20 protein-coding genes are annotated in these 18,681 nt (G+C 59.8%); 13 read left to right on the top strand and 7 right to left on the bottom strand.

The annotated features are described in order from the left end of the window. A partial coding sequence (locus tag DBR18_RS02000; protein WP_108589066.1) for a D-hexose-6-phosphate mutarotase occupies positions 1-665 on the top strand: 665 nt, incomplete at its 5' end. Between the two features lie 97 nt (positions 666-762). Here DBR18_RS02000 and DBR18_RS01995 read toward each other — a convergent pair. Then, positions 763-1,623 carry a MurR/RpiR family transcriptional regulator gene (locus tag DBR18_RS01995; protein WP_169842436.1) on the bottom strand — a complete coding sequence of 287 codons (861 nt, stop codon included), beginning with the start codon at positions 1,621-1,623 and terminating at the stop codon, positions 763-765. A 226-nt stretch (positions 1,624-1,849) separates the two neighbouring features. On the opposite strand from DBR18_RS01995, the gene zwf reads away from it, so the two are divergent. From zwf to DBR18_RS01975, 4 genes are all read left to right on the top strand, one after another. After that, positions 1,850-3,316, top strand: coding sequence for a glucose-6-phosphate dehydrogenase (gene zwf, locus DBR18_RS01990; protein ID WP_108589062.1), 1,467 nt, complete (start codon positions 1,850-1,852; stop codon positions 3,314-3,316). Then, positions 3,303-4,016: a 6-phosphogluconolactonase gene (gene pgl / locus DBR18_RS01985; protein ID WP_108589061.1), complete on the top strand. Its 714-nt coding sequence runs from the start codon at positions 3,303-3,305 to the stop codon at positions 4,014-4,016. Before zwf ends, pgl begins: the two co-directional genes overlap by 14 nt. A gap of 17 nt (positions 4,017-4,033) precedes the next feature. Continuing rightward, on the top strand, positions 4,034-4,699 hold the full coding sequence (locus DBR18_RS01980; protein WP_007969324.1) for a bifunctional 4-hydroxy-2-oxoglutarate aldolase/2-dehydro-3-deoxy-phosphogluconate aldolase: 666 nt from the start codon (positions 4,034-4,036) through the stop codon (positions 4,697-4,699). A gap of 270 nt (positions 4,700-4,969) precedes the next feature. Beyond that, positions 4,970-5,695, top strand: coding sequence for an intradiol ring-cleavage dioxygenase (locus DBR18_RS01975; RefSeq protein WP_108589060.1), 726 nt, complete (start codon positions 4,970-4,972; stop codon positions 5,693-5,695). 5 nt (positions 5,696-5,700) lie between these two features. Here the strand turns inward: DBR18_RS01975 and DBR18_RS01970 are convergent, their stop codons facing one another. Both DBR18_RS01970 and DBR18_RS01965 read right to left on the bottom strand, forming a co-directional pair. Next, entirely contained in the window at positions 5,701-6,882 is a 1,182-nt protein-coding gene (locus DBR18_RS01970; protein ID WP_108589059.1) for an aminotransferase class V-fold PLP-dependent enzyme, read from the bottom strand. A gap of 27 nt (positions 6,883-6,909) precedes the next feature. Next, positions 6,910-7,146, bottom strand: coding sequence for a DUF3820 family protein (locus DBR18_RS01965; RefSeq protein WP_003227425.1), 237 nt, complete (start codon positions 7,144-7,146; stop codon positions 6,910-6,912). Positions 7,147-7,352: 206 nt separating this feature from the next. On the opposite strand from DBR18_RS01965, the gene DBR18_RS01960 reads away from it, so the two are divergent. Beyond that, a complete protein-coding gene (locus DBR18_RS01960) occupies positions 7,353-7,820 on the top strand; it encodes a PA2169 family four-helix-bundle protein (protein WP_003227422.1) in 468 nt (155 codons plus the stop codon). Positions 7,821-7,945: 125 nt separating this feature from the next. On the opposite strand, the gene DBR18_RS01955 is transcribed toward DBR18_RS01960, so the two are convergent. Together DBR18_RS01955 and DBR18_RS01950 are read right to left on the bottom strand one after the other, a co-directional pair. Then, on the bottom strand, positions 7,946-8,416 hold the full coding sequence (locus DBR18_RS01955; protein WP_108589058.1) for a MaoC family dehydratase: 471 nt from the start codon (positions 8,414-8,416) through the stop codon (positions 7,946-7,948). A 43-nt stretch (positions 8,417-8,459) separates the two neighbouring features. Further along, complete coding sequence (locus DBR18_RS01950; protein ID WP_108589057.1) at positions 8,460-9,404, bottom strand: alpha/beta hydrolase; 945 nt, start codon at positions 9,402-9,404, stop codon at positions 8,460-8,462. Between the two features lie 242 nt (positions 9,405-9,646). Here DBR18_RS01950 and fadD2 point away from each other — a divergent pair, with 242 nt between their 5' ends. Beyond that, positions 9,647-11,335: a long-chain-fatty-acid--CoA ligase FadD2 gene (gene fadD2 / locus DBR18_RS01945; RefSeq protein ID WP_108589056.1), complete on the top strand. Its 1,689-nt coding sequence runs from the start codon at positions 9,647-9,649 to the stop codon at positions 11,333-11,335. A 347-nt stretch (positions 11,336-11,682) separates the two neighbouring features. Continuing rightward, entirely contained in the window at positions 11,683-13,380 is a 1,698-nt protein-coding gene (gene fadD1 / locus DBR18_RS01940) for a long-chain-fatty-acid--CoA ligase FadD1 (RefSeq protein ID WP_003227414.1), read from the top strand. Between the two features lie 164 nt (positions 13,381-13,544). On the opposite strand, the gene DBR18_RS01935 is transcribed toward fadD1, so the two are convergent. Next, the gene (locus tag DBR18_RS01935) at positions 13,545-13,922 is read right to left on the bottom strand and encodes a hypothetical protein (protein WP_041068691.1); all 378 of its coding nucleotides are present in this window, start codon (positions 13,920-13,922) and stop codon (positions 13,545-13,547) included. A 196-nt stretch (positions 13,923-14,118) separates the two neighbouring features. Here DBR18_RS01935 and DBR18_RS01930 point away from each other — a divergent pair, with 196 nt between their 5' ends. The 3 genes from DBR18_RS01930 (at position 14,119) to def (ending at position 15,966) form a co-directional block, all read left to right on the top strand. After that, positions 14,119-14,310: a CsbD family protein gene (locus tag DBR18_RS01930; RefSeq protein ID WP_003227408.1), complete on the top strand. Its 192-nt coding sequence runs from the start codon at positions 14,119-14,121 to the stop codon at positions 14,308-14,310. A 163-nt stretch (positions 14,311-14,473) separates the two neighbouring features. Then, the gene (locus DBR18_RS01925; protein WP_108589055.1) at positions 14,474-15,424 is read left to right on the top strand and encodes a YihY/virulence factor BrkB family protein; all 951 of its coding nucleotides are present in this window, start codon (positions 14,474-14,476) and stop codon (positions 15,422-15,424) included. 2 nt (positions 15,425-15,426) lie between these two features. Further along, a complete protein-coding gene (def, locus tag DBR18_RS01920) occupies positions 15,427-15,966 on the top strand; it encodes a peptide deformylase (protein ID WP_108589054.1) in 540 nt (179 codons plus the stop codon). Between the two features lie 81 nt (positions 15,967-16,047). On the opposite strand, the gene DBR18_RS01915 is transcribed toward def, so the two are convergent. Continuing rightward, positions 16,048-16,455, bottom strand: a complete 408-nt coding sequence (locus tag DBR18_RS01915) for a GNAT family N-acetyltransferase (protein ID WP_108589053.1) — start codon at positions 16,453-16,455, stop codon at positions 16,048-16,050. Between the two features lie 324 nt (positions 16,456-16,779). On the opposite strand from DBR18_RS01915, the gene DBR18_RS01910 reads away from it, so the two are divergent. Next, entirely contained in the window at positions 16,780-17,721 is a 942-nt protein-coding gene (locus DBR18_RS01910; protein WP_108589052.1) for a fatty acid desaturase, read from the top strand. Between the two features lie 137 nt (positions 17,722-17,858). Further along, complete coding sequence (locus tag DBR18_RS01905; protein ID WP_108589051.1) at positions 17,859-18,650, top strand: phosphate/phosphite/phosphonate ABC transporter substrate-binding protein; 792 nt, start codon at positions 17,859-17,861, stop codon at positions 18,648-18,650. Positions 18,651-18,681: the final 31 nt, after the last annotated feature.

The raw sequence follows: 18,681 nt of genomic DNA, 5'->3' as shown, positions 1-18,681 counted from the left end.
CAAAGTGGCCCCACGTTGGCGCCATTCGTGGCGGCGTGCCGGTGTGCTGGCCGTGGTATGGCCGCCATCCGAGCGAAAACGCCTGGCCATCCCACGGTTGGGCGCGCCTGCTCGACTGGAAACTGCTCGACAGCAGCAGTGCCGAAGATGGCGTGCGCCTGCATTGGCAATTGCAGCTGTGCGACTGGCAGGTCGATCTGCATGCGCATCTGGGTGAGCGCATGGAATTACGCCTGAGCACCGAGCATCAGGACGACATGCCGTGCCAGTTGAGCCAGGCTTTGCACGCTTACTGGCGTATTGGCGATGTTGGTGAGATAGCGCTGTCTGGCCTCGAAGGTGCGCAGGGTTATGACCAGCTGAGCCGCCAGTCCTGTCAGCAGGAAGGCGAGTTGCGCGTCGATGGCGGGTGTCAGCGGGTGTTCCAGCACGATGGCGAATTACAGCTCAAGGATCACGCCTGGCAGCGTGAGTTGTGCATCGATACCGGTGACAGCGGCGACACCGTGGTCTGGCATCCTGGCTCACGGCCGTTGCTGGGGGTGAGTTGGGATGAGGTGACGGAGTTTGTCTGTGTCGAAGCGGCGGCGGGGGGCACCGACAGCCTGCATCTGGCGCCGGGGGAGAAAGCGCATTTGAGCTTGCAGGCGTGGGCTGCTGCCTGAAGATCAAAAGATCGCAGCCTTCGGCAGCTCCTACATGGGAGTGGCGTACACATCATGTAGGAGCTGCCGAAGGCTGCGATCTTTTACCCGAAGCGTCCTAATTGAATTCATCCCCCACCGGATACCGGCTGGCATTCAAGCTCTCTTTGATCTTGCGCAGATGCGGCTGGAAATCCACTCCGCGGCGCAGGGTCATACCGGTCGCCAACACATCCAGCACCGTCAACTGAATGATCCGCGAAGTCATCGGCATATAAATGTCGGTGTCTTCCGGCAGCGGAATGTTCAGGCTCAGGGTGCTGGCCTTGGCCAGCGGCGAATTCTCGGCGGTCAGGCCCAGCACCGAGGCGCCGTTCTCCCGGGCGATTCGCGCCACTTCTACCAGTTCGCGGGTGCGGCCGGTGTAGGAAATGATCACGAACAGCTCACCGGTGTGCGCCACCGAAGCAATCATCCGCTGCATCAGCACATCGGCATGGGCCGTCACCGCCAGATTGAACCGGAAGAACTTGTGCTGCGCATCCAAAGCCACAGGCGCTGACGCACCGAGACCGAAAAAGTGGATCTGCCGGGCCTGAATCAACAGGTCGACGGCGCGGCTGATCAGGTTCGGGTCCAGTGCCTGGCAAGCGCTGTCCAGTGAGGCGATGGCGCTGCCGAAAATCTTCTGCGTGTACGCCTCGGGATTGTCGTCGGCCTCCACCGCGCGGCTGACATACGCCGCGCCACTGGCCAGGCTCTGTGCCAGTTGCAACTTGAGTTCGGGGTAGCCGCTGACACCGAACGAACGGCAGAAACGGTTGACCGTCGGCTCGCTCACCGATGCGGCCTGGGCGAGGGCGGCGATGCTGAAGCGGGTGGCCTGCTGTGGGTTGAGCAGGATCACCTCGGCGACTTTGCGTTCGGCCTTGTTCAGCTCTTCAAGGCGACTCTGGATCTGTTCCAGTAAATTTCGCACGCGGTCCATATGGAATTCCTAATTCACCTGCGCAAAGGTGCGCCGGGCTATGCAAATTGGGCCTTTGATGTGGCCCGTAACGGTGGCCTATCCTACTGATGGCTCCGACCGACCACCACTCGGAATCTGTATTTTGCGAAAATGTTGTGGTTATTACTACATTTTCCCTTGAGTGATGCCTTGAAAAAAGGTATTTGTAGCTTAACTTGATAAAAGAACAAACATCATGCCTTCGATTACGGTTGAACCGTGCACCTTTGCCTTGTTCGGCGCTCTCGGCGATCTGGCCCTGCGCAAGCTGTTTCCTGCCCTTTATCACCTCGATGGCGCCGACTTGTTGCACGAGGACACGCGCATCCTCGCGCTGGCCCGTGAACCCGGTTCCGAGCAGCAGCACATGGCGTTCATCGCTGCCGAACTGCGCCGTTACGTCGGCAAAGAGCTGGACGAGGCCGTAGCCGAGCGCTTTCTGGCGCGCCTGAGCTACCTGCATGTCGACTTCCTCAAGGCTGAAGATTACGTAGCGCTGGCGGAAGCCGCCGGTACTGCACAACGCATGATTGCCTACTTCGCCACCCCGGCGGCGGTGTACGGCGCGATTTGCGAAAACCTGGCGAAAGTCGGTCTGGCGGAAAACACTCGCGTGGTCCTGGAAAAGCCGATCGGCTCTGACCTCGAATCCTCGCGCAAGGTCAACGACGCCGTAGCGCAATTCTTCCCGGAAAACCGCACCTACCGCATCGACCACTACCTGGGCAAAGAAACCGTTCAGAACCTGATCGCCCTGCGTTTCGCCAACAGCCTGTTCGAAACCCAGTGGAACCAGAATTACATCTCCCACGTGGAAATCACCGTGGCCGAGAAGGTCGGCATCGAAGGCCGTTGGGGCTACTTCGACAAGGCCGGCCAACTGCGCGACATGATCCAGAACCACCTGCTGCAGCTGCTGTGCCTGATCGCCATGGACCCGCCGGCCGACCTGTCCGCCGACAGCATCCGTGACGAAAAGGTGAAAGTGCTCAAGGCGCTGGCGCCGATCAGCCCGGAAGGCCTGACCACCCAAGTGGTGCGCGGTCAATACATCGCCGGGCACAGCGAAGGCAAGTCCGTGCCGGGCTACCTCGAAGAGCCGAATTCCAACACCCAGAGCGACACCGAAACCTTCGTCGCCCTGCGTGCCGACATCCGCAACTGGCGCTGGGCCGGCGTGCCGTTCTACCTGCGCACCGGCAAGCGCATGCCGCAGAAGCTGTCGCAAATCGTCATCCACTTCAAGGAACCGTCGCACTACATCTTTGCGCCGGAGCAACGCCTGCAGATCAGCAACAAACTGATCATCCGTCTGCAACCGGACGAAGGCATTTCCCTGCGCGTGATGACCAAGGAGCAGGGCCTGGACAAGGGCATGCAACTGCGCAGCGGCCCGCTGCAACTGAATTTCTCCGACACCTGGCGCAGCGCACGGATCCCCGATGCCTACGAGCGGTTGTTGCTGGAAGTGATGAACGGCAATCAGAACCTGTTTGTCCGTAAAGATGAAATCGAAGCCGCGTGGAAGTGGTGTGACCAGTTGATTGCCGGCTGGAAAAAGTCCGGTGACGCGCCCAAGCCGTATGCGGCCGGGTCGTGGGGGCCGATGAGCTCCATTGCTTTGATCACGCGGGACGGGAGGTCGTGGTATGGCGATATCTGATGTGAAACTGCCGACGGGCGTGAACGCCCACGAATTCAAGAGCCCGGTGCTGTTGGCCGAAGGCCTGGCACTGAACGTTGCCAAGCAACTGAGCGAAGCGATCGCCGCACGGGGCAACGCGGTGCTGGTGGTCTCTGGCGGTCGCAGTCCGGTGGCGTTTTTTCAGCATCTGGCCAAGCAGGCGCTGGACTGGTCGAAGGTTGTCGTGACCCTCGCCGACGAACGCTGGGTGCCGGTCGAACACGCCGACAGCAATGCCGGTCTGCTCAAGCAATACCTGCTCAAGGGCCCGGCGGCCAAGGCGCAGTTCCTCAGCCTTTACAGCGCGGCGGCCAACGTCGAGCAGGCTGCGGAACAAGCCGACCGCTTGCTCACCGAACTGCCGCCGATTGACGTGCTGGTGCTGGGCATGGGCGATGACGGTCACACCGCGTCGCTGTTCCCCGACAGCCCGAACCTGACTGAAGCGTTGCAGGCTGACGGCACTCGTCGCTGCTGGCCGATGCTGGCGCCGAGTGTGCCGCGTCAACGCCTGACCATGAGCCGTGCACTGCTGGCTTCGGCCAAGCACAAGATTCTGTCGATTTCCGGTCAATCGAAACTGACCACCCTGAATGCCGCACTGGCATCCGACGACGTCGCGGCCATGCCGGTACGCGCGTTTCTGCAACCCACGCTAGAGATTTACTGGTGCCCATGAGCCAAGGAACAGCCGCTATGACAACCCCATCCCCGACCGTTTCCATGGCGGACAAAGTTGCCCTGATCGACAGCCTCTGCGCCAAGGCGCGCATCCTGCCGGTGATCACCATTGCCCGTGAGCAGGACGTGCTGCCATTGGCCGACGCCTTGGCGGCCGGTGGCCTGACCGCGCTGGAAGTGACCTTGCGTTCGCAGTTCGGTCTCAAGGCGATCCAGATCCTGCGCGAGCAGCGTCCGGAACTGGTGACCGGCGCAGGCACCGTGCTTGATCGCAACATGCTGGCCGCTGCCGAAGCGGCCGGTTCGCAGTTCATCGTCACTCCAGGCATCACCCGTGACCTGCTCGAAGCCAGCGTCGACAGCCCGATTCCGCTGTTGCCAGGCATCAGCAACGCCTCCGGCATCATGGAAGGCTATGGCCTGGGTTATCGCCGCTTCAAGCTGTTCCCGGCGGAAGTCAGCGGCGGCGTAGCGGCAATCAAGGCCCTCGGCGGCCCGTTCGGCGAAGTGAAATTCTGCCCGACTGGCGGCGTTGGTCCTGCCAACATCAAGAGCTACATGGCGCTGAAAAACGTCATGTGCGTGGGCGGCAGCTGGATGCTCGATCCCGAGTGGATCAAGAACGGCGACTGGGCGCGCATTCAGGAATGCACCGCCGAGGCTCTGGCGCTGCTGGACTAAACGTTTTTACCTGACACTTCGTTGTGTGTTCTACGGCTTTACGGTGCGCTTGGTCGGTGCACCGTTTTTTTTTGCCTCAAGAAAACCTCATCCCTGTAGGAGCTGCCGCAGGCTGCGATCTTTTGATGTTGTTTTTTAAATCAGGATCAAAAGATCGCAGCCTGCGGCAGCTCCTACATAGTCATTCGTTACTCAGCGATACATAGTTACCGCGCCGAAAGCCTCGTGCATCGCTAATCTGCGTTCATCTTATGGAAGAGAGAACGCGTCATGGAACGAGATATTTCAGCCACATCGTCACAACCGGTCTATCAGTTGGCCCCCGAGCAAATCGCCGGGCCGTATTTTCGCAATCCCAAGCTGCTGCGCCGCAACATCAGCGAAGGTGCCGAAGGGCTGCCCTTGCTGCTGCGCCTGACCATCGTCGACGCCATGACCGGCGAACCGGTCAGCGGGGCGCTGGTGGATATCTGGCACTGCAACGCGCTTGGTGCCTGTTCGGGGGGACGTCGGATCAATCCGGATCTCGAAGCCGGCGCGCAAGTCATCGGCTCGAACCCGCGTACCGACGATGACACCAGTCTGCGCGGTCGCCAGTTTTGCGATCAGCACGGACGGGTGCGATTCACCACGGTCTATCCGGGGTTCTATGCCGGCCGTGCGCTGCATGTTCATGTGGCAGTGCGCATCGTTGGCGGCAACGACTATCTGGACGAGCGCAACGTGGCGTGGGTCGGTCAGCTGTATTTTCCCGAAAGAGTTTCTCGCGCTGTACTCAATGCCCGGGACTGTCGCGGGCGGGCTTTTACAGCATTGAACAGCAGCGAAGTCTGCCGCTACTCCAGCCTGGATGGCGAAGGCTCGACACTGACGGTGTGGCCGATCGGCCGCGACTCTCACGAGGACGGCTTTTTCGGCCACCTGACCATTGGCATCGATACTTTCGCCGCCTCGTCGCAGATAAAACCCGAGGATTTCGACAAGTACACCGTGTGAGCGGATCAGCGCAGCTCGTTGAGTGCGTGGGTCAGGCGCTGCATGTCTGCGGCGGTGGTGGTCAGCCCCGGCGTGATGCGGATGCTCGGCCCGCTTGCTGCGCCGTTACGCACTACGGTGAACAGGTTGTATTCATTGAGCAACCGTTCGGCCATTGCCTGTTGATCAGCGTGGCGGGTGAAACGCATCGAAGTGATGCCGCAATACAGGCGCGGATCGTCCGGCGTCATGACCTCGATCCCCGGCAGATGCCGCACCGCGCTGACCCACAGGTTGCGCAGGTAATTGAGCCGCGCGCCCTTGGCCGCGGCGCCGCCCAGCGAGCGGTGTTCCTCGAACACCAGTGGCAGGGACATCAGCGCCGGAATGTTCGGCGTGCTGTACGGCGTGCGGGCGCGGATATCGCTGACGGGGAAGTGCATTTCGCCCATGTCCGGATCGATGTCGGCCAGACGCTGCGGCGCGATGTACAGAAAGCCCAGGGTCAAGGGGGCGCCGATCCACTTGTGCAGGTTGTAACCGGCGAACGAGATGCCCAGTGCTTCCAGGTTGAAATCGATCTGCCCGAGCGCGTGAGCGCCGTCGAGGATGATGTCCACGCCATGCTGTTTCGCCAGCGCGGCGATGGCTTGCACTGGCATCACCAGCCCGGAGCGATGGGTGGCGTGGGTCAGAGCCATCAACCTGAGTTTCGGATAGCGGAGGAAGGTTTCGCGGTAGGTGTCCAGCAGGCTGTCGAAGCTGGCCGGATGCGCATGATCGATTTCGATCACGTCCACGCCGCGATGACGCGCCAGCCAGCGCATGGCGCCCTTTACCGTGTCGTATTCCAGGTCGCTGATCAACACCTGATCGCCCGGTTGCAGGCGGTTGTAGTTGCGGATCAACGATTGCAACGCATCGCTGGCGTTGCGGGTAAACGCCACACTTTGCGCGCGCACACCGATCAACTCGGCCAGTTGCGCACGGATATCGAGGCTGTCGTGCTGTTCGAAACGCTGGCGTACGTACACCGAGTTGCTGGTGTTGACCATCTCGATGTTGCGCTGATAGTCCTCGACCACCGTACGCGACATGCGCCCGAAATAACCGTTCTCCAGGTTCAGCGGGCCGGTCTGCGCTTCGTAGCGGTCGGCGAAGGTTTGCCAGAAAGCTTCGTCACGGGCGCGGCGGGTATTGTCAGGCATGGTCGAGGCTCTGGATAGGAGGGCGCGTCAGTGGCGCGGGGCAGGTTTGCCGTGTTTGGCGCGTAGCGGTTCGAGCAGGTCCGACAGGCCGTTATGGTCGATTTCCTGCATCAACGCCAGCAGTCCGCCGAGTTCGCCGTGAGGGAAACCTTCGCGGGCAAACCAGTTCAGGTATGGCCCCGGCAGGTCGGCAATGATCCGGCCCTTGTACTTGCCGAAGGGCATTTCACGGGTGATCAACAGTTCGAGCTTTTCAGGATTCATCAGGGGCAATCGTCTGGATTCATGTCAGTCTGGAAAATACAGGCATTCTGCATGCAGGCCAAATGACAGTTCATGCAAATAACCGTGATCCAGATAGTTCAACTATCTTTAAGCTGTTGAAAAACAAGGAATTATTTTTGTCTGAGAAGCTGGCACGCACACTGCAATATCCCTTGCATCTTCAACCAACCGCAAGGAATTGAAAAATGACTGACATGAACAAAGAAGCGATCTCTGTACTCAACGACCTGATCGAAACCTGCAAGGACGGCCAGGAAGGGTTCAAGACTTGCGCTGAAGACATCAAGCACCCGGAACTGAAAACCCTGTTCGTGACCCGCTCTGCCGATTGCGCGACCGCAGCTGCCGAACTGCAGGCTGAAGTGCGCAAGCTGGGCGGCGATCCGGAAACCTCCACCAGCGTCAGCGGTGACCTGCACCGTCGCTGGGTCGACGTCAAAGCCATGTTCACCGGCAAGGACGAAGAGGCTGTGCTGAACGAAGCCGAGCGCGGTGAAGACCATGCGCTGAAGGCTTATCGTGAAGCCATCGAGAAAATCAACAAGCACGGTCTGGTCGGCATTCGTGACCTGGTTGAGCGTCAGTACCACGGCGTACAACGCAACCACGACCAGGTGAAAGCCCTGCGTAACCAGGCTCGCGCTCGTTCGTAAGCCACGCTAAAAAACTGTGGGAGCGGGCTTGCTCGCGAAAGTGGTGTGTCATGCAACGATGCTGTTGCTGACACGACTCCTTCGCGAGCAAGCCCGCTCCCACTTTTGTTTTGTGTACCTGATGATCAGCCGATGCTGATCCCCGGCAACGTCGGCAGGGTCACGGTCTGTTGCTTGCGCGGTGCCAGAATTTCCGCTTCGCCATCTACTACCAATTCGTCACGCTGATTGAACACGCGAGTGGCGATGCGCACGCGAAACTTCGGCAGTTTCTCGAGAATCTCCAGACGCACGGTCAGGGTGTCACCAATCTTCACTGGCTTCTGAAAGCTCATCTGCTGACCGATGTAGATGGTGCCCGGCCCAGGCAACTCGCAGGCAACGGCGGCGCTGATCAACGCACCGCTGAACATGCCGTGGGCGATGCGTTCCTTGAACATGCTGGCAGCGGCGAACTCGGCGTCCAGGTGCACCGGGTTGTGGTCGCCCGACATCGCGGCGAACAGCTGAATGTCGCGCTCTTCGACAGTCTTGCTGTAGCTGGCGGTCTGGCCGACTTCGAGGGCTTCGTAAGGGATGTTGGTAACCTGGGTCATCGGTCTTGATTCCTGTGACGGATTAAAGTGAATCCACAAAAAATTATTCGCTGCGATGAGGGCGGCGATGGCTCAGCGCCTGGTCGATCCAGGTCAGCACATCGGCAATCACTTCGTCGCGATTGGTTTCATTGAACAATTCGTGCCGCGCCTGCGGGTAGATCTTCAGTTGCAGGTTCTGGCTGCCGGCCGAGCGCAATGCCTCGGCCAGATCTGTCAGACGCTTGCCTTCGCTCACCGGATCACATTCACCGCCGATCACCAGCAGCGGCAGGCCCGGGTCGATCTGGGCGAGATTGGACGCTTTGCTGATCTGCTGCAAGCCGCCGAGCAAGTCGATCCACAATTGATTGGTGCAGCGAAAGCCGCACAGCGGGTCGCTGGCATACAGATCGACCTCCACCGGATCGCGGCTCAGCCAGTCGAACGGCGTGCGCGCCGGTTTGAATTTCTTGTTGAACGAGCCGAACGACAACCACTCGATCAGCGCACTGCGGCCCTTGCCACCCTGACGCAGTTTTTCGAAACGGGCGATTTGTCGCGCCGCGCCGTAGAGCGCCACCGGCTGGAAGTTCGAACCACTGAGAATCGCCCCGTGCAGGCTGGCGCTGTGATGCAGCAGGTAACCCTGGGCGAGGTAGCTGCCCATGCTGTGCCCGAGCAGGATGATGGGGATGTCGGGATGCTGCTGGCCGATGCGCTGGTTGAGGCTCGCCAGATCACCGATTACCTTGCACCAGCCATCGTCGTCGGCAAAGTGCCCGAGGGTCCCGTGATCGGCGGTTTTGCCATGACCGCGCAGATCCGGGGCGTAGACCCCATAACCCTGTGCACAAAACGCCTCTGCCAGCCGCGCGTAGCGGGCGCTGTGTTCGGCCATGCCGTGAGCCAGCAGGATCACCGCTTTCAAAGGCGCGGCCGGCAGCCACTGGTTGACGAACAGGCGGCTGCGGTCACTCGCGTCCAGCCAGAAGGCGTGGTGAATCATGGCAATTCCTTTTTATCGAGCGGTTACGGCCCGCAGTCGTTGCATTGTATAGCGCGTCCGATCAGCTCACGCCACGGGGGGAAGATTCATACGGTCAATGACGGCATTGCCCATATTTGCCTCAATGGCCATAACTGCTAGTGTCCGTGAAGCTCCGCTTTTTGCTTTCTGCTCTTGAGGAGTAAGCGCGAAACCACAGAAAAGCGGCTCCCGGATCGATTCAGGTAAAGAGGACAAGAACAATGCAACCTGATTTCTGGAATGACAAACGCCCCGCTGGCGTACCACTGGACATCGACATGGGCGAGTTCAAGTCGGTGATCGAGGTGTTTGAGCGTTCCTGCAAGAAATTCGCCGATCGTCCGGCCTTCAGCAACATGGGCGTGACCCTGACTTACGCTGAGCTGGAGCGCCACAGCGCGGCATTTGCCGGTTACCTGCAGGCCCACACCGATCTGGTGCCGGGGGATCGCATCGCGGTGCAGATGCCCAACGTGCTGCAATATCCGATTGCTGTGTTCGGCGCGTTGCGCGCCGGGCTGATCGTGGTCAACACCAACCCGCTGTACACCGCGCGCGAGATGCGCCACCAGTTCAAGGATTCCGGTGCCCGGGCGCTGGTGTACCTGAACATGTTCGGGCAGAAGGTCCAGGAAGTGCTGCCGGACACCGATATTCAATACCTGATCGAAGCGAAGATGGGCGACCTGATGCCCACCGCCAAGGGCTGGCTGATCAACACCGTGGTCAGCAAAGTGAAGAAAATGGTCCCTGACTATTCGCTGCCCCAGGCGATTTCGTTCAAGAGTGCGTTGCGCCTGGGTCGCGGTCTGGGGATCAAGCCGTTGAAAGTCGGTCTCGACGACATCGCCGTGTTGCAATACACCGGCGGCACCACCGGCCTGGCCAAGGGCGCGATGCTGACCCACGGCAACCTCGTGGCGAACATGCAGCAAGTGCGCGCCTGTCTTGCGCAGTTGGGGCCTGACGGCCAGCCACTGCTACGCGAAGGGCAGGAGGTGATGGTGGCGCCGCTGCCGCTGTACCACATCTATGCCTTTACCGCGAATTGCATGTGCATGATGGTTTCCGGCAACCACAACGTGCTGATCACCAACCCGCGGGACATCGCAGGCTTCATCAAGGAGCTGAAGAACTGGCGTTTCTCGGCGCTGCTGGGGCTCAACACTCTGTTCGTCGCGTTGATGGATCACCCGGACTTCAAGACCCTGGATTTCTCCAGCCTCAAGCTGACCAACTCTGGTGGCACCGCGCTGGTCAAGGCCACCGCCGAGCGCTGGGAGCAGATCACCGGTTGCCGCATCACCGAAGGTTACGGCCTGACCGAAACCTCGCCGGTGGCCTGCACCAACCCGTATGGCACACAGTCGCGGCTGGGCACGGTCGGCCTGCCGGTGCCGGGCACGCTGCTGAAAGTCATCAATGACGAGGGTGTCGAGCAGCCGATGGGCGAGCGCGGCGAGCTGTGCATCAAGGGGCCGCAGATCATGAAAGGCTATTGGCACAAACCCGAGGCCACCGCCGAAGTGCTGGACGCCGAGGGCTGGTTCAAGTCCGGTGATATTGCGGTGATCGATCCGGACGGCTTCGTGCGCATTGTCGATCGCAAGAAGGACATGATCATCGTCTCCGGTTTCAACGTTTACCCCAACGAGATCGAAGACGTGATCATGGCGCATCCGAAGGTCGCCAACTGCGCAGTGATCGGTGTGCCGGACGAGCGTTCGGGGGAGGCGGTGAAGCTGTTTGTAGTGGCGCGGGAAACCGGGGTCAGCCTCGAAGAGCTCAAGGCGTACTGCAAAGAGAATTTCACCGCTTACAAGGTGCCGAAACACATCGTGCTGCGTGAGTCGTTGCCGATGACGCCGGTCGGCAAGATTCTGCGACGCGAGTTGCGCGATATCGCTTAAGAGCAGAAGCGAAAAGATCGCAGCCTTCGGCGGCTCCTACATTGGAACTCATCCCCTGTAGGAGCTGCCGCAGGCTGCGATCTTTTGCTTTAAAGCCCCACAAAACCGGGACTTTCGAGGTGGTATAGGATTTTTGCTCTAAAATGACTGCCAGAAAGTCTTGAGTCATCAATATGACTGTAGGGGCCGCTTTTGGCTCTAGTCGACCCTCGGCAAAGCTGCTACTCTCGGCGCGCTTTGTGACTTCTCGGCCTGTATGAAAGCCAGATTCACCAATACAAAACACACACCAATAATAATCGCATCAAATGCGGTGAAGAATTCGCGTTGCTGAGGAGTGGGCTTCCATGATCGAAGACTTTTGGAAGGATAAATACCCGGCTGGAATTGCTGCCGACATCAATCCAGACGAGTACCCGAATATTCAGGCAGTGTTGAAGCAATCCTGCCAACGCTTCGCCAACAAACCGGCTTTCAGCAATCTGGGCAAGACAATCACCTACGGTGAACTGTATGAATTGTCCGGTGCGTTTGCCGCGTATCTGCAACAGCATACCGACTTGCAGCCCGGTGATCGAATCGCCGTGCAACTGCCCAACGTTCTGCAGTACCCGGTGGCCGTCTTCGGTGCGATCCGCGCCGGGCTGATCGTGGTCAACACCAACCCGCTGTACACCGCGCGGGAAATGGAACACCAATTCAACGATTCCGGCGCCAAGGCCCTGGTTTGCCTGGCGAACATGGCGCACCTGGCTGAAGCCGTGGTGCCGAAAACCGGGGTCAAGCACGTCATCGTTACTGAAGTCGCCGACCTGCTGCCGCCGGTCAAGCGCCTGCTGATCAACAGTGTGATCAAGTACGTGAAGAAGATGGTCCCGGCCTATCACCTGCCCAAGGCCGTCAAGTTCAACGACGTGCTGAGCAAGGGCCAGGGCCAGCCTGTGGCCGAAGCCAATCCGCACAGCAGTGATGTCGCGGTGCTGCAATACACCGGCGGCACCACCGGCGTGGCGAAAGGCGCGATGCTGACCCATCGCAACCTCGTCGCCAACATGCTGCAGTGCAAGGCGCTGATGGGTTCCAACCTCAACGAAGGCTGCGAGATCCTGATCACCCCGCTGCCGCTGTACCACATCTATGCGTTCACCTTTCATTGCATGGCGATGATGCTGATCGGCAACCACAACATCCTGATCAGCAACCCGCGCGATCTGCCGGCGATGGTCAAGGAACTGTCGAAGTGGAAGTTCAGCGGCTTCGTCGGCCTCAACACGCTGTTCGTCGCGCTGTGCAACAACGAAGGTTTCCGCAAGCTGGACTTCTCCAACCTGAAAGTCACCCTGTCCGGCGGCATGGCCCTGCAACTGGCCGCGGCCGAGCGCTGGAAAGCGGTGACCGGTTGCTCGATCTGCGAAGGTTACGGCATGACCGAAACCAGCCCGGTGGCCACGGTCAACCCGATCCAGAACATCCAGATCGGCACCATCGGCATTCCGGTGCCGTCGACCCTGTGCAAAGTCATCGACGATGCCGGTGTCGAGCAGCCAATGGGCGAAATCGGCGAGCTGTGCGTCAAGGGCCCACAGGTGATGAAGGGCTACTGGCAGCGTCAGGAGGCCACCGACGAGATCCTCGACAGCGAAGGCTGGCTGAAGACCGGTGACATCGCGCTGATCCAGCCCGATGGCTACATGCGCATTGTCGATCGCAAGAAAGACATGATTCTGGTCTCCGGTTTCAACGTTTACCCCAACGAGCTGGAAGACGTGCTGGCGACCCTGCCGGGCGTGTTGCAGTGCGCGGCTATCGGCGTGCCGGACGAGAAGTCGGGCGAGGCGATCAAGATCTTCATCGTGGCCAAGCCGGGCGTGACCCTGACCAAGGAAACCGTGATGGAGCACATGCGCGCCAACGTCACCGGTTACAAGGTGCCACGTTCGGTGGAGTTCCGCGATGCGTTGCCGACCACCAACGTCGGCAAGATCCTGCGCCGCGAGTTGCGTGACGAAGAGCTGAAAAAGATCAAGGCCAAGTCCGCCGCCTGAAGCAAAAAGCCCCGCAGATGCGGGGCTTTTTGTTGGAGTAGGTGGTGGATTTGTAGTGACTGTGATGCCGCCTTCGCGAGCAAGCCCGCTCCCACATTCAACCGCGTTCCTCCAGTTGGAATACAGCCAAATGTGGGAGCGGGCTTGCTCGCGAAGCTTTTCGGTTACTGCCGGAACGGCGCGAAATTCACGTTGGTCCCCGCCGGGCGCATGTCCTGCAGATACGAATCCTTGTCCGCACTCAATTCCAGGCTCAACGCCGCCTTGCGCTTGCCCTCGTTGCGAATCACCAGGCCTTCGAGCTTTTCCCGCAGGAACACGGTCGGCACTTTCAGGTGCAGCAGCTCGTCGGTGGCCGGGGTGTGCATCAGCAGGTGAATCCACTCGTACTGACCGACCGCCAGGCGCGACACCGGCAGGTCGAACCACCAGATGTTGCGGTTGCGGTTCAGTTCGGCGAAGTGGCAGTTGTTGGTGCCGAGCACGGCGCCGCCCAGTTCCTGGTTGCGACGGGCAATGGCCTGCTTTTTATCGAGTTTCATAACATTCCTGCGGGATCTGATCGTTGGCGCACGGCGCCCATAGGTGCGCATTCTCGGGGCTTGAGGGGCAAACATAAAGCCCAACCTGCATGGCACGACGAAATGAACGGCAAAAATAAATGAAACTCGCGGCAAATCCGCCCGGTCAATCATTACGTACTGACTTTTCCCCTTCATTGCACCAAGGAGAAACACCATGAGTAGCACAGGCGATAAAGTAAAAGGCATGGCCAACGAAGCAGTCGGCAACGTCAAGCAAGGCGTCGGTAAAGCCACCGACAACACCAAGCTGCAGGCCGAAGGCAAGGTTCAAGAGAAAAAAGGCGAAGCCCAGCAAGCAGTCGGCAAAGCCAAAGACGCCATCAAGAAAGGTGTCGACAAGGCGTAATTCAGCCTTGAGCGCAACACACGAGCGGCCATCCAGGGATGGCCGTTCTTGTGTCAAAAGTCTGCACACGCTACCAAGGGTCGCCAAGTAGGCTACCGTGATGTAAAAAACCGCCCCTGAGTCGCCACGACTTCAACCTGTATTGCGGCGAAAGGAGACGCGAATGATTTTTCCGGACATGAAAGGTCTGCCCCTGCACCGGGTAATGGTGCGCACGGTCACTGAATTCGTCGACGACGAAATGTCGACCTACGCCTCGGCACTGGCCTACCAGATGCTGTTCTCGCTGTTCCCGTTCATTCTGTTTTTGATCGCCCTGATCGGCTTCCTGCACCTGCCGGACTTCTTCACCTGGCTGCGCCTGCAGTCGGAACTGGTATTGCCGCCGCAGGCGCTGGAGCAGGTCAACCCGGTGATCGATCAGTTGCAGCAGTCTAAGGGCGGCTTGCTCTCCATCGGTATCGTCATCGCCCTGTACACCGCTTCCGCCGGCGTGCGGCTGATGATGAGCGCGATGAACGCCGCGTATGACGTGGTCGAAGGCCGGCCGATCTGGAAGCGCTTCCCGCTGTCGATTTTCTACACTGTCGGCATCGCCGGCATGCTGCTGGTGGCGGCGGCGCTGATGGTGCTCGGGCCGCAGGTGATGGGCTGGATCGCCGCGCAGGTGGGTCTCGAAGACTTCATTGTCACGGTGTGGACGATTGCGCGCTGGCCGGTGATCGTGATCCTGATGATGGTCGCCGTGGCCCTGATCTACTACGTGATGCCCGACGTCAAACAGGAATTCCGTTTCATCACCCCCGGTTCGGTGCTGGCGGTGGTGGTGTGGATCGTTGCCTCGCTGGGCTTTGCGTTCTACGTCAAAACCTTCGCCAACTACAACGCGATGTATGGCAGCATCGGGGCGATCATCGTGCTGTTGCTGTATTTCTACATTTCCGCTGCCGTGCTGTTACTGGGGGCGGAGATGAACGCGGTGATCGAGCACATGTCCAGCGAGGGTAAGGACGAGGGCGAGAAAGTCCCCGGCGAACTCGATGAACATCCCAAACAACATGTTTCTGGCCTGGGGCGTGATCACTCGCTCAAGCCGGACACTGACGAAGTCTGATCATGATCCGTGAAATTCTGAAAATGGGCGATGAACGCCTGCTGCGCATCGCCCCGCCAGTACCGCCGGAAATGTTCGACAGCCCCGAGTTGTGGCAATTGATCGACGACATGTTCCAGACCATGGAAAGCGTCGGTGGCGTGGGCCTGGCTGCGCCGCAGATCGGCGTTGATCTGCAACTGGTGATCTTCGGTTTCGAGCACAGCGAACGCTACCCGGATGCTGAAGCCGTACCGCAGACGATCCTGATCAACCCGCTGATCACGCCGTTGAATACGCTGACCGAAGAGGGCTTCGAAGGCTGCCTGTCGGTACCCGGCCTGCGCGGCGCGGTGGACCGTTATCAGCAGATCCGCTACGAGGGCTTCGATCCCAAGGGCGAGCCGATTGTGCGCGTGGCGTCGGGTTTTCATGCGCGGGTGGTGCAGCATGAGTGCGACCATCTGATTGGCCGCCTGTACCCGTCGCGGATTACCGATTTCAGCAAGTTCGGCTTTACCGAAGTGATGTTCCCGGATCTCGATCCCAGCGCAGACGATTAAGCAAAATCAAAAGATCGCAGCCTGCGGCAGCTCCTACACCGATCCCTGTAGGAGCTGCCGCAGGCTGCGATCTTTTGATCTTCAAACAAGCCCCATCGCAATCATCGGCTTGCTCCGCGCATACCGGCTTAACCGTTCGGCCAGTGCGTAGGGCAAAGCGGGGTCGAAACTGAAACCGCGCCGCTCGTAAAACCCGCGCAAATCCGGGTGACAGAACAACCACACCGGCTCCTGCACATCCTTCACCGCCGCCGCGATCAATTGCCCGCCGATCCCTTGCTCACGGCAACCCGGTTCGACAAACAGCCCGGTCAGCCAGTGCCCGCCCGCCACCGGCCGCAAGCACAGCGCGGCGACGATGTCCTCCCGCCGTGCCACCCACAGTTGCGCATCGCGCACCGCCTTCATCGACGATTGGTGGCTGCGGTAAAACTTGTTCATCAACGGCCAGAGAGTGGCGTCGAGCAGGCTGTACTGGGTATCGGGCATGGGATCGGACTGGCGGCGGGCAAAGCGTCGATTATAAAAGAACGGGCGACGCAGGATAGGTGTATACCTGAGCCTACATCCCTGTGAGTGGAGTACGCATCATGTCCAAAGGTATGGATTCAAAGAAAGCCGCGAAGAAGAAACCGGCCAAGACCGCCATTGAAAAGCGTGCGGAGAAGAAAGCCAAGAAGGTCGATATTTTCGGTCATTGATCACGTCCTTCGGGAGCCCGGATCTCGGGCTCCCGTTTCAGCGCAAAAATAATCTGCAAGATTGCCCGGCTTCGTTGCACAGAAGGGGAAGATTCCCGTTCCGAGCCACGCCATGCCGAATTACTTCGACGCCGACCATCGCCAGCAGATCGAAACCCTGCGCCAGCGCTTCACCGCCCGTACCGAGTGGCCGACCTGGCTGCTGCTGATCGGCGTGTACGGCGGCTGGTTCGCCATCATCCTCAACAGCGCCTGGCTCGGTCGCGGCTTGAGTACATTGCTGCTGATTCCGCTGCTGGTGCTGTGGCTGTCGGTGCAGCATGAGTTGCTGCATGGGCATCCGACGCGCTCGGTGCTGTTCAACAAACTCCTTGGCTACGCTCCCTTCGCGGTGTGGTATCCGTACACCTTGTACCGAGACAGCCATCTGCTGCATCACCGCGATGAACACCTGACCTTGCCCGGCGTCGATCCGGAGAGCCGTTATCTGACAGCGGCGCGCTGGCAGGGCAGTTCACTGTTCGAGCGAGGCTTGCACTGGCTGAACAAGACTGTACTCGGGCGTTTCGCGATTGGCGCGCCGCTGGCGTTGTTGACGCTGGCCGCCGAAGAGCTGCAACGCCTGAAAAACCGTGAGCGTCAGGCCTGGTCGATGTGGCTGACCCACGGTGCGTTCACCGTGTTGATGCTGTGGTTTGTCGCGCGCTTCAGCGTGTTGCCGGTGTGGCATTACCTGCTGCTGATCAGCGTGCCGGCGCTGTCGATCGCGATGATCCGCTCGTACTATGAACACCGCCCGCACGCACAGCCGGAGCAGCGTACCGTTCTCAATGAAGCCGGCTGGCCGTGGCGCTGGTTGTTTCTGAATCTGAATTTTCATCTGGTGCATCACGATCTGCCGGGGCTGGCGTGGTACGACTTGCCTCAGGCCTACCGCATGCGCCGCGAGCAATGGGTAGCGCGCAGTGGCGGATTTTTGGTGCAGGGTTATGGGCAGTTGTGGCGGCAGCACGGGTTGAAGCCGATCGACAGTCCGCAGCATCCTTTCCACTAACCTCAAAAACACCACAAAACCCCTGTGGGAGCGAGCTTGCTCGCGAAGGTAGAACAGTGACATGTCTGGTGTCTGACAGACCGCTTTCGCGAGCAAGCTCGCTCCCACAGGGGTAAGTATTTGCAGGGAAATAACGTATGACCCAACACCACCTCGAACTGCTGATGTACACCGCCCCCGAGCCCATCCGCTTGGCCAACGAACGCTGGATTTCCCGCATCCTCGAACACCTTGGCCACTCCCGCTTGAACGACGCCAGCCTGTCGCTCCCCGAACTCTGGTTATCCCCCGATCTGCTGCTGACCCAAACCTGCGGCTATCCACTGATGACCTTGTTGCGCGATCAGGTACGCATCGTCGGTCGCCCGCGCTACGAACTGCCCGACGCCAGCGCCGGCAATCACTGCAGCCTGATCCTCAGCCGTGCTGACGACAGCCGCAGAACCCTGGCGGACTTTCGCGGCAGTCGCGGGGTGATCAACGGTGAAGACTCCAACAGCGGCATGAACCTGTTGCGCCAGCGCCTGGTGCCGCTGCAGCGCGACGGGCAGTTTTTCGCCACGGTCGGCATCAGTGGGGCACACCGCGAGAGTTTGCGCTGGTTGCGGGACGGTCACGCCGATCTGGCGGCCATCGACAGCGTGACCTATGCCTATCTCGCTCAGCATGCGCCGGAAGAAGTCAGCGGTTTGCGGGTGGTGGCGCGCAGTGCGTTGAGCCCGACGTTGCCGTTTATTACGGTCGCTACTGCCACTGATGAGCAGATCGAACACCTGCGCGAGGTGATGAATCTTGCGTTGCGTGAACTGCCGGATGTGGCGCAGATCCTTGGCTTGCCTGAGGTGTTGCCGGCCAGTGAAAGCGATTATCGGGTTGTGCTCGATTATCAGCGTGAGGCTGAAGAGTTGGGTTATGGCCACTTGCGTTGAAAGATCGCAGCCTTCGGCAGCTCCTACAGGT

The sequence above is a fragment of the Pseudomonas sp. HMWF021 genome, assembly GCF_003061005.1.
Classification (GTDB): domain Bacteria; phylum Pseudomonadota; class Gammaproteobacteria; order Pseudomonadales; family Pseudomonadaceae; genus Aquipseudomonas.
Note: the sequence above shows the minus strand (reverse complement) of the source record. Positions and strands in the feature narration are given on the sequence as shown.

Excerpts from the sequence above, each read along its gene's own strand:
- DBR18_RS01965 (WP_003227425.1), bottom strand. The coding sequence starts at position 7,146 with ATGAATCCTGAAAAGCTCGAACTGTTGATCACCCGTGAAATGCCCTTC.
- DBR18_RS01970 (WP_108589059.1), bottom strand. The coding sequence starts at position 6,882 with ATGCCTGACAATACCCGCCGCGCCCGTGACGAAGCTTTCTGGCAAACC.
- DBR18_RS01915 (WP_108589053.1), bottom strand. The coding sequence starts at position 16,455 with ATGCCCGATACCCAGTACAGCCTGCTCGACGCCACTCTCTGGCCGTTG.
- DBR18_RS01935 (WP_041068691.1), bottom strand. The coding sequence starts at position 13,922 with ATGAAACTCGATAAAAAGCAGGCCATTGCCCGTCGCAACCAGGAACTG.
- pgl (WP_108589061.1), top strand. The coding sequence starts at position 3,303 with ATGGCGATATCTGATGTGAAACTGCCGACGGGCGTGAACGCCCACGAA.
- DBR18_RS01960 (WP_003227422.1), top strand. The coding sequence starts at position 7,353 with ATGACTGACATGAACAAAGAAGCGATCTCTGTACTCAACGACCTGATC.
- fadD2 (WP_108589056.1), top strand. The coding sequence starts at position 9,647 with ATGCAACCTGATTTCTGGAATGACAAACGCCCCGCTGGCGTACCACTG.
- DBR18_RS01905 (WP_108589051.1), top strand. The coding sequence starts at position 17,859 with ATGACCCAACACCACCTCGAACTGCTGATGTACACCGCCCCCGAGCCC.
- DBR18_RS01950 (WP_108589057.1), bottom strand. The coding sequence starts at position 9,404 with ATGATTCACCACGCCTTCTGGCTGGACGCGAGTGACCGCAGCCGCCTG.
- zwf (WP_108589062.1), top strand. The coding sequence starts at position 1,850 with ATGCCTTCGATTACGGTTGAACCGTGCACCTTTGCCTTGTTCGGCGCT.
- DBR18_RS01930 (WP_003227408.1), top strand. The coding sequence starts at position 14,119 with ATGAGTAGCACAGGCGATAAAGTAAAAGGCATGGCCAACGAAGCAGTC.
- def (WP_108589054.1), top strand. The coding sequence starts at position 15,427 with ATGATCCGTGAAATTCTGAAAATGGGCGATGAACGCCTGCTGCGCATC.
- DBR18_RS01955 (WP_108589058.1), bottom strand. The coding sequence starts at position 8,416 with ATGACCCAGGTTACCAACATCCCTTACGAAGCCCTCGAAGTCGGCCAG.
- DBR18_RS01980 (WP_007969324.1), top strand. The coding sequence starts at position 4,034 with ATGACAACCCCATCCCCGACCGTTTCCATGGCGGACAAAGTTGCCCTG.
- DBR18_RS01910 (WP_108589052.1), top strand. The coding sequence starts at position 16,780 with ATGCCGAATTACTTCGACGCCGACCATCGCCAGCAGATCGAAACCCTG.
- fadD1 (WP_003227414.1), top strand. The coding sequence starts at position 11,683 with ATGATCGAAGACTTTTGGAAGGATAAATACCCGGCTGGAATTGCTGCC.
- DBR18_RS01975 (WP_108589060.1), top strand. The coding sequence starts at position 4,970 with ATGGAACGAGATATTTCAGCCACATCGTCACAACCGGTCTATCAGTTG.
- DBR18_RS01925 (WP_108589055.1), top strand. The coding sequence starts at position 14,474 with ATGATTTTTCCGGACATGAAAGGTCTGCCCCTGCACCGGGTAATGGTG.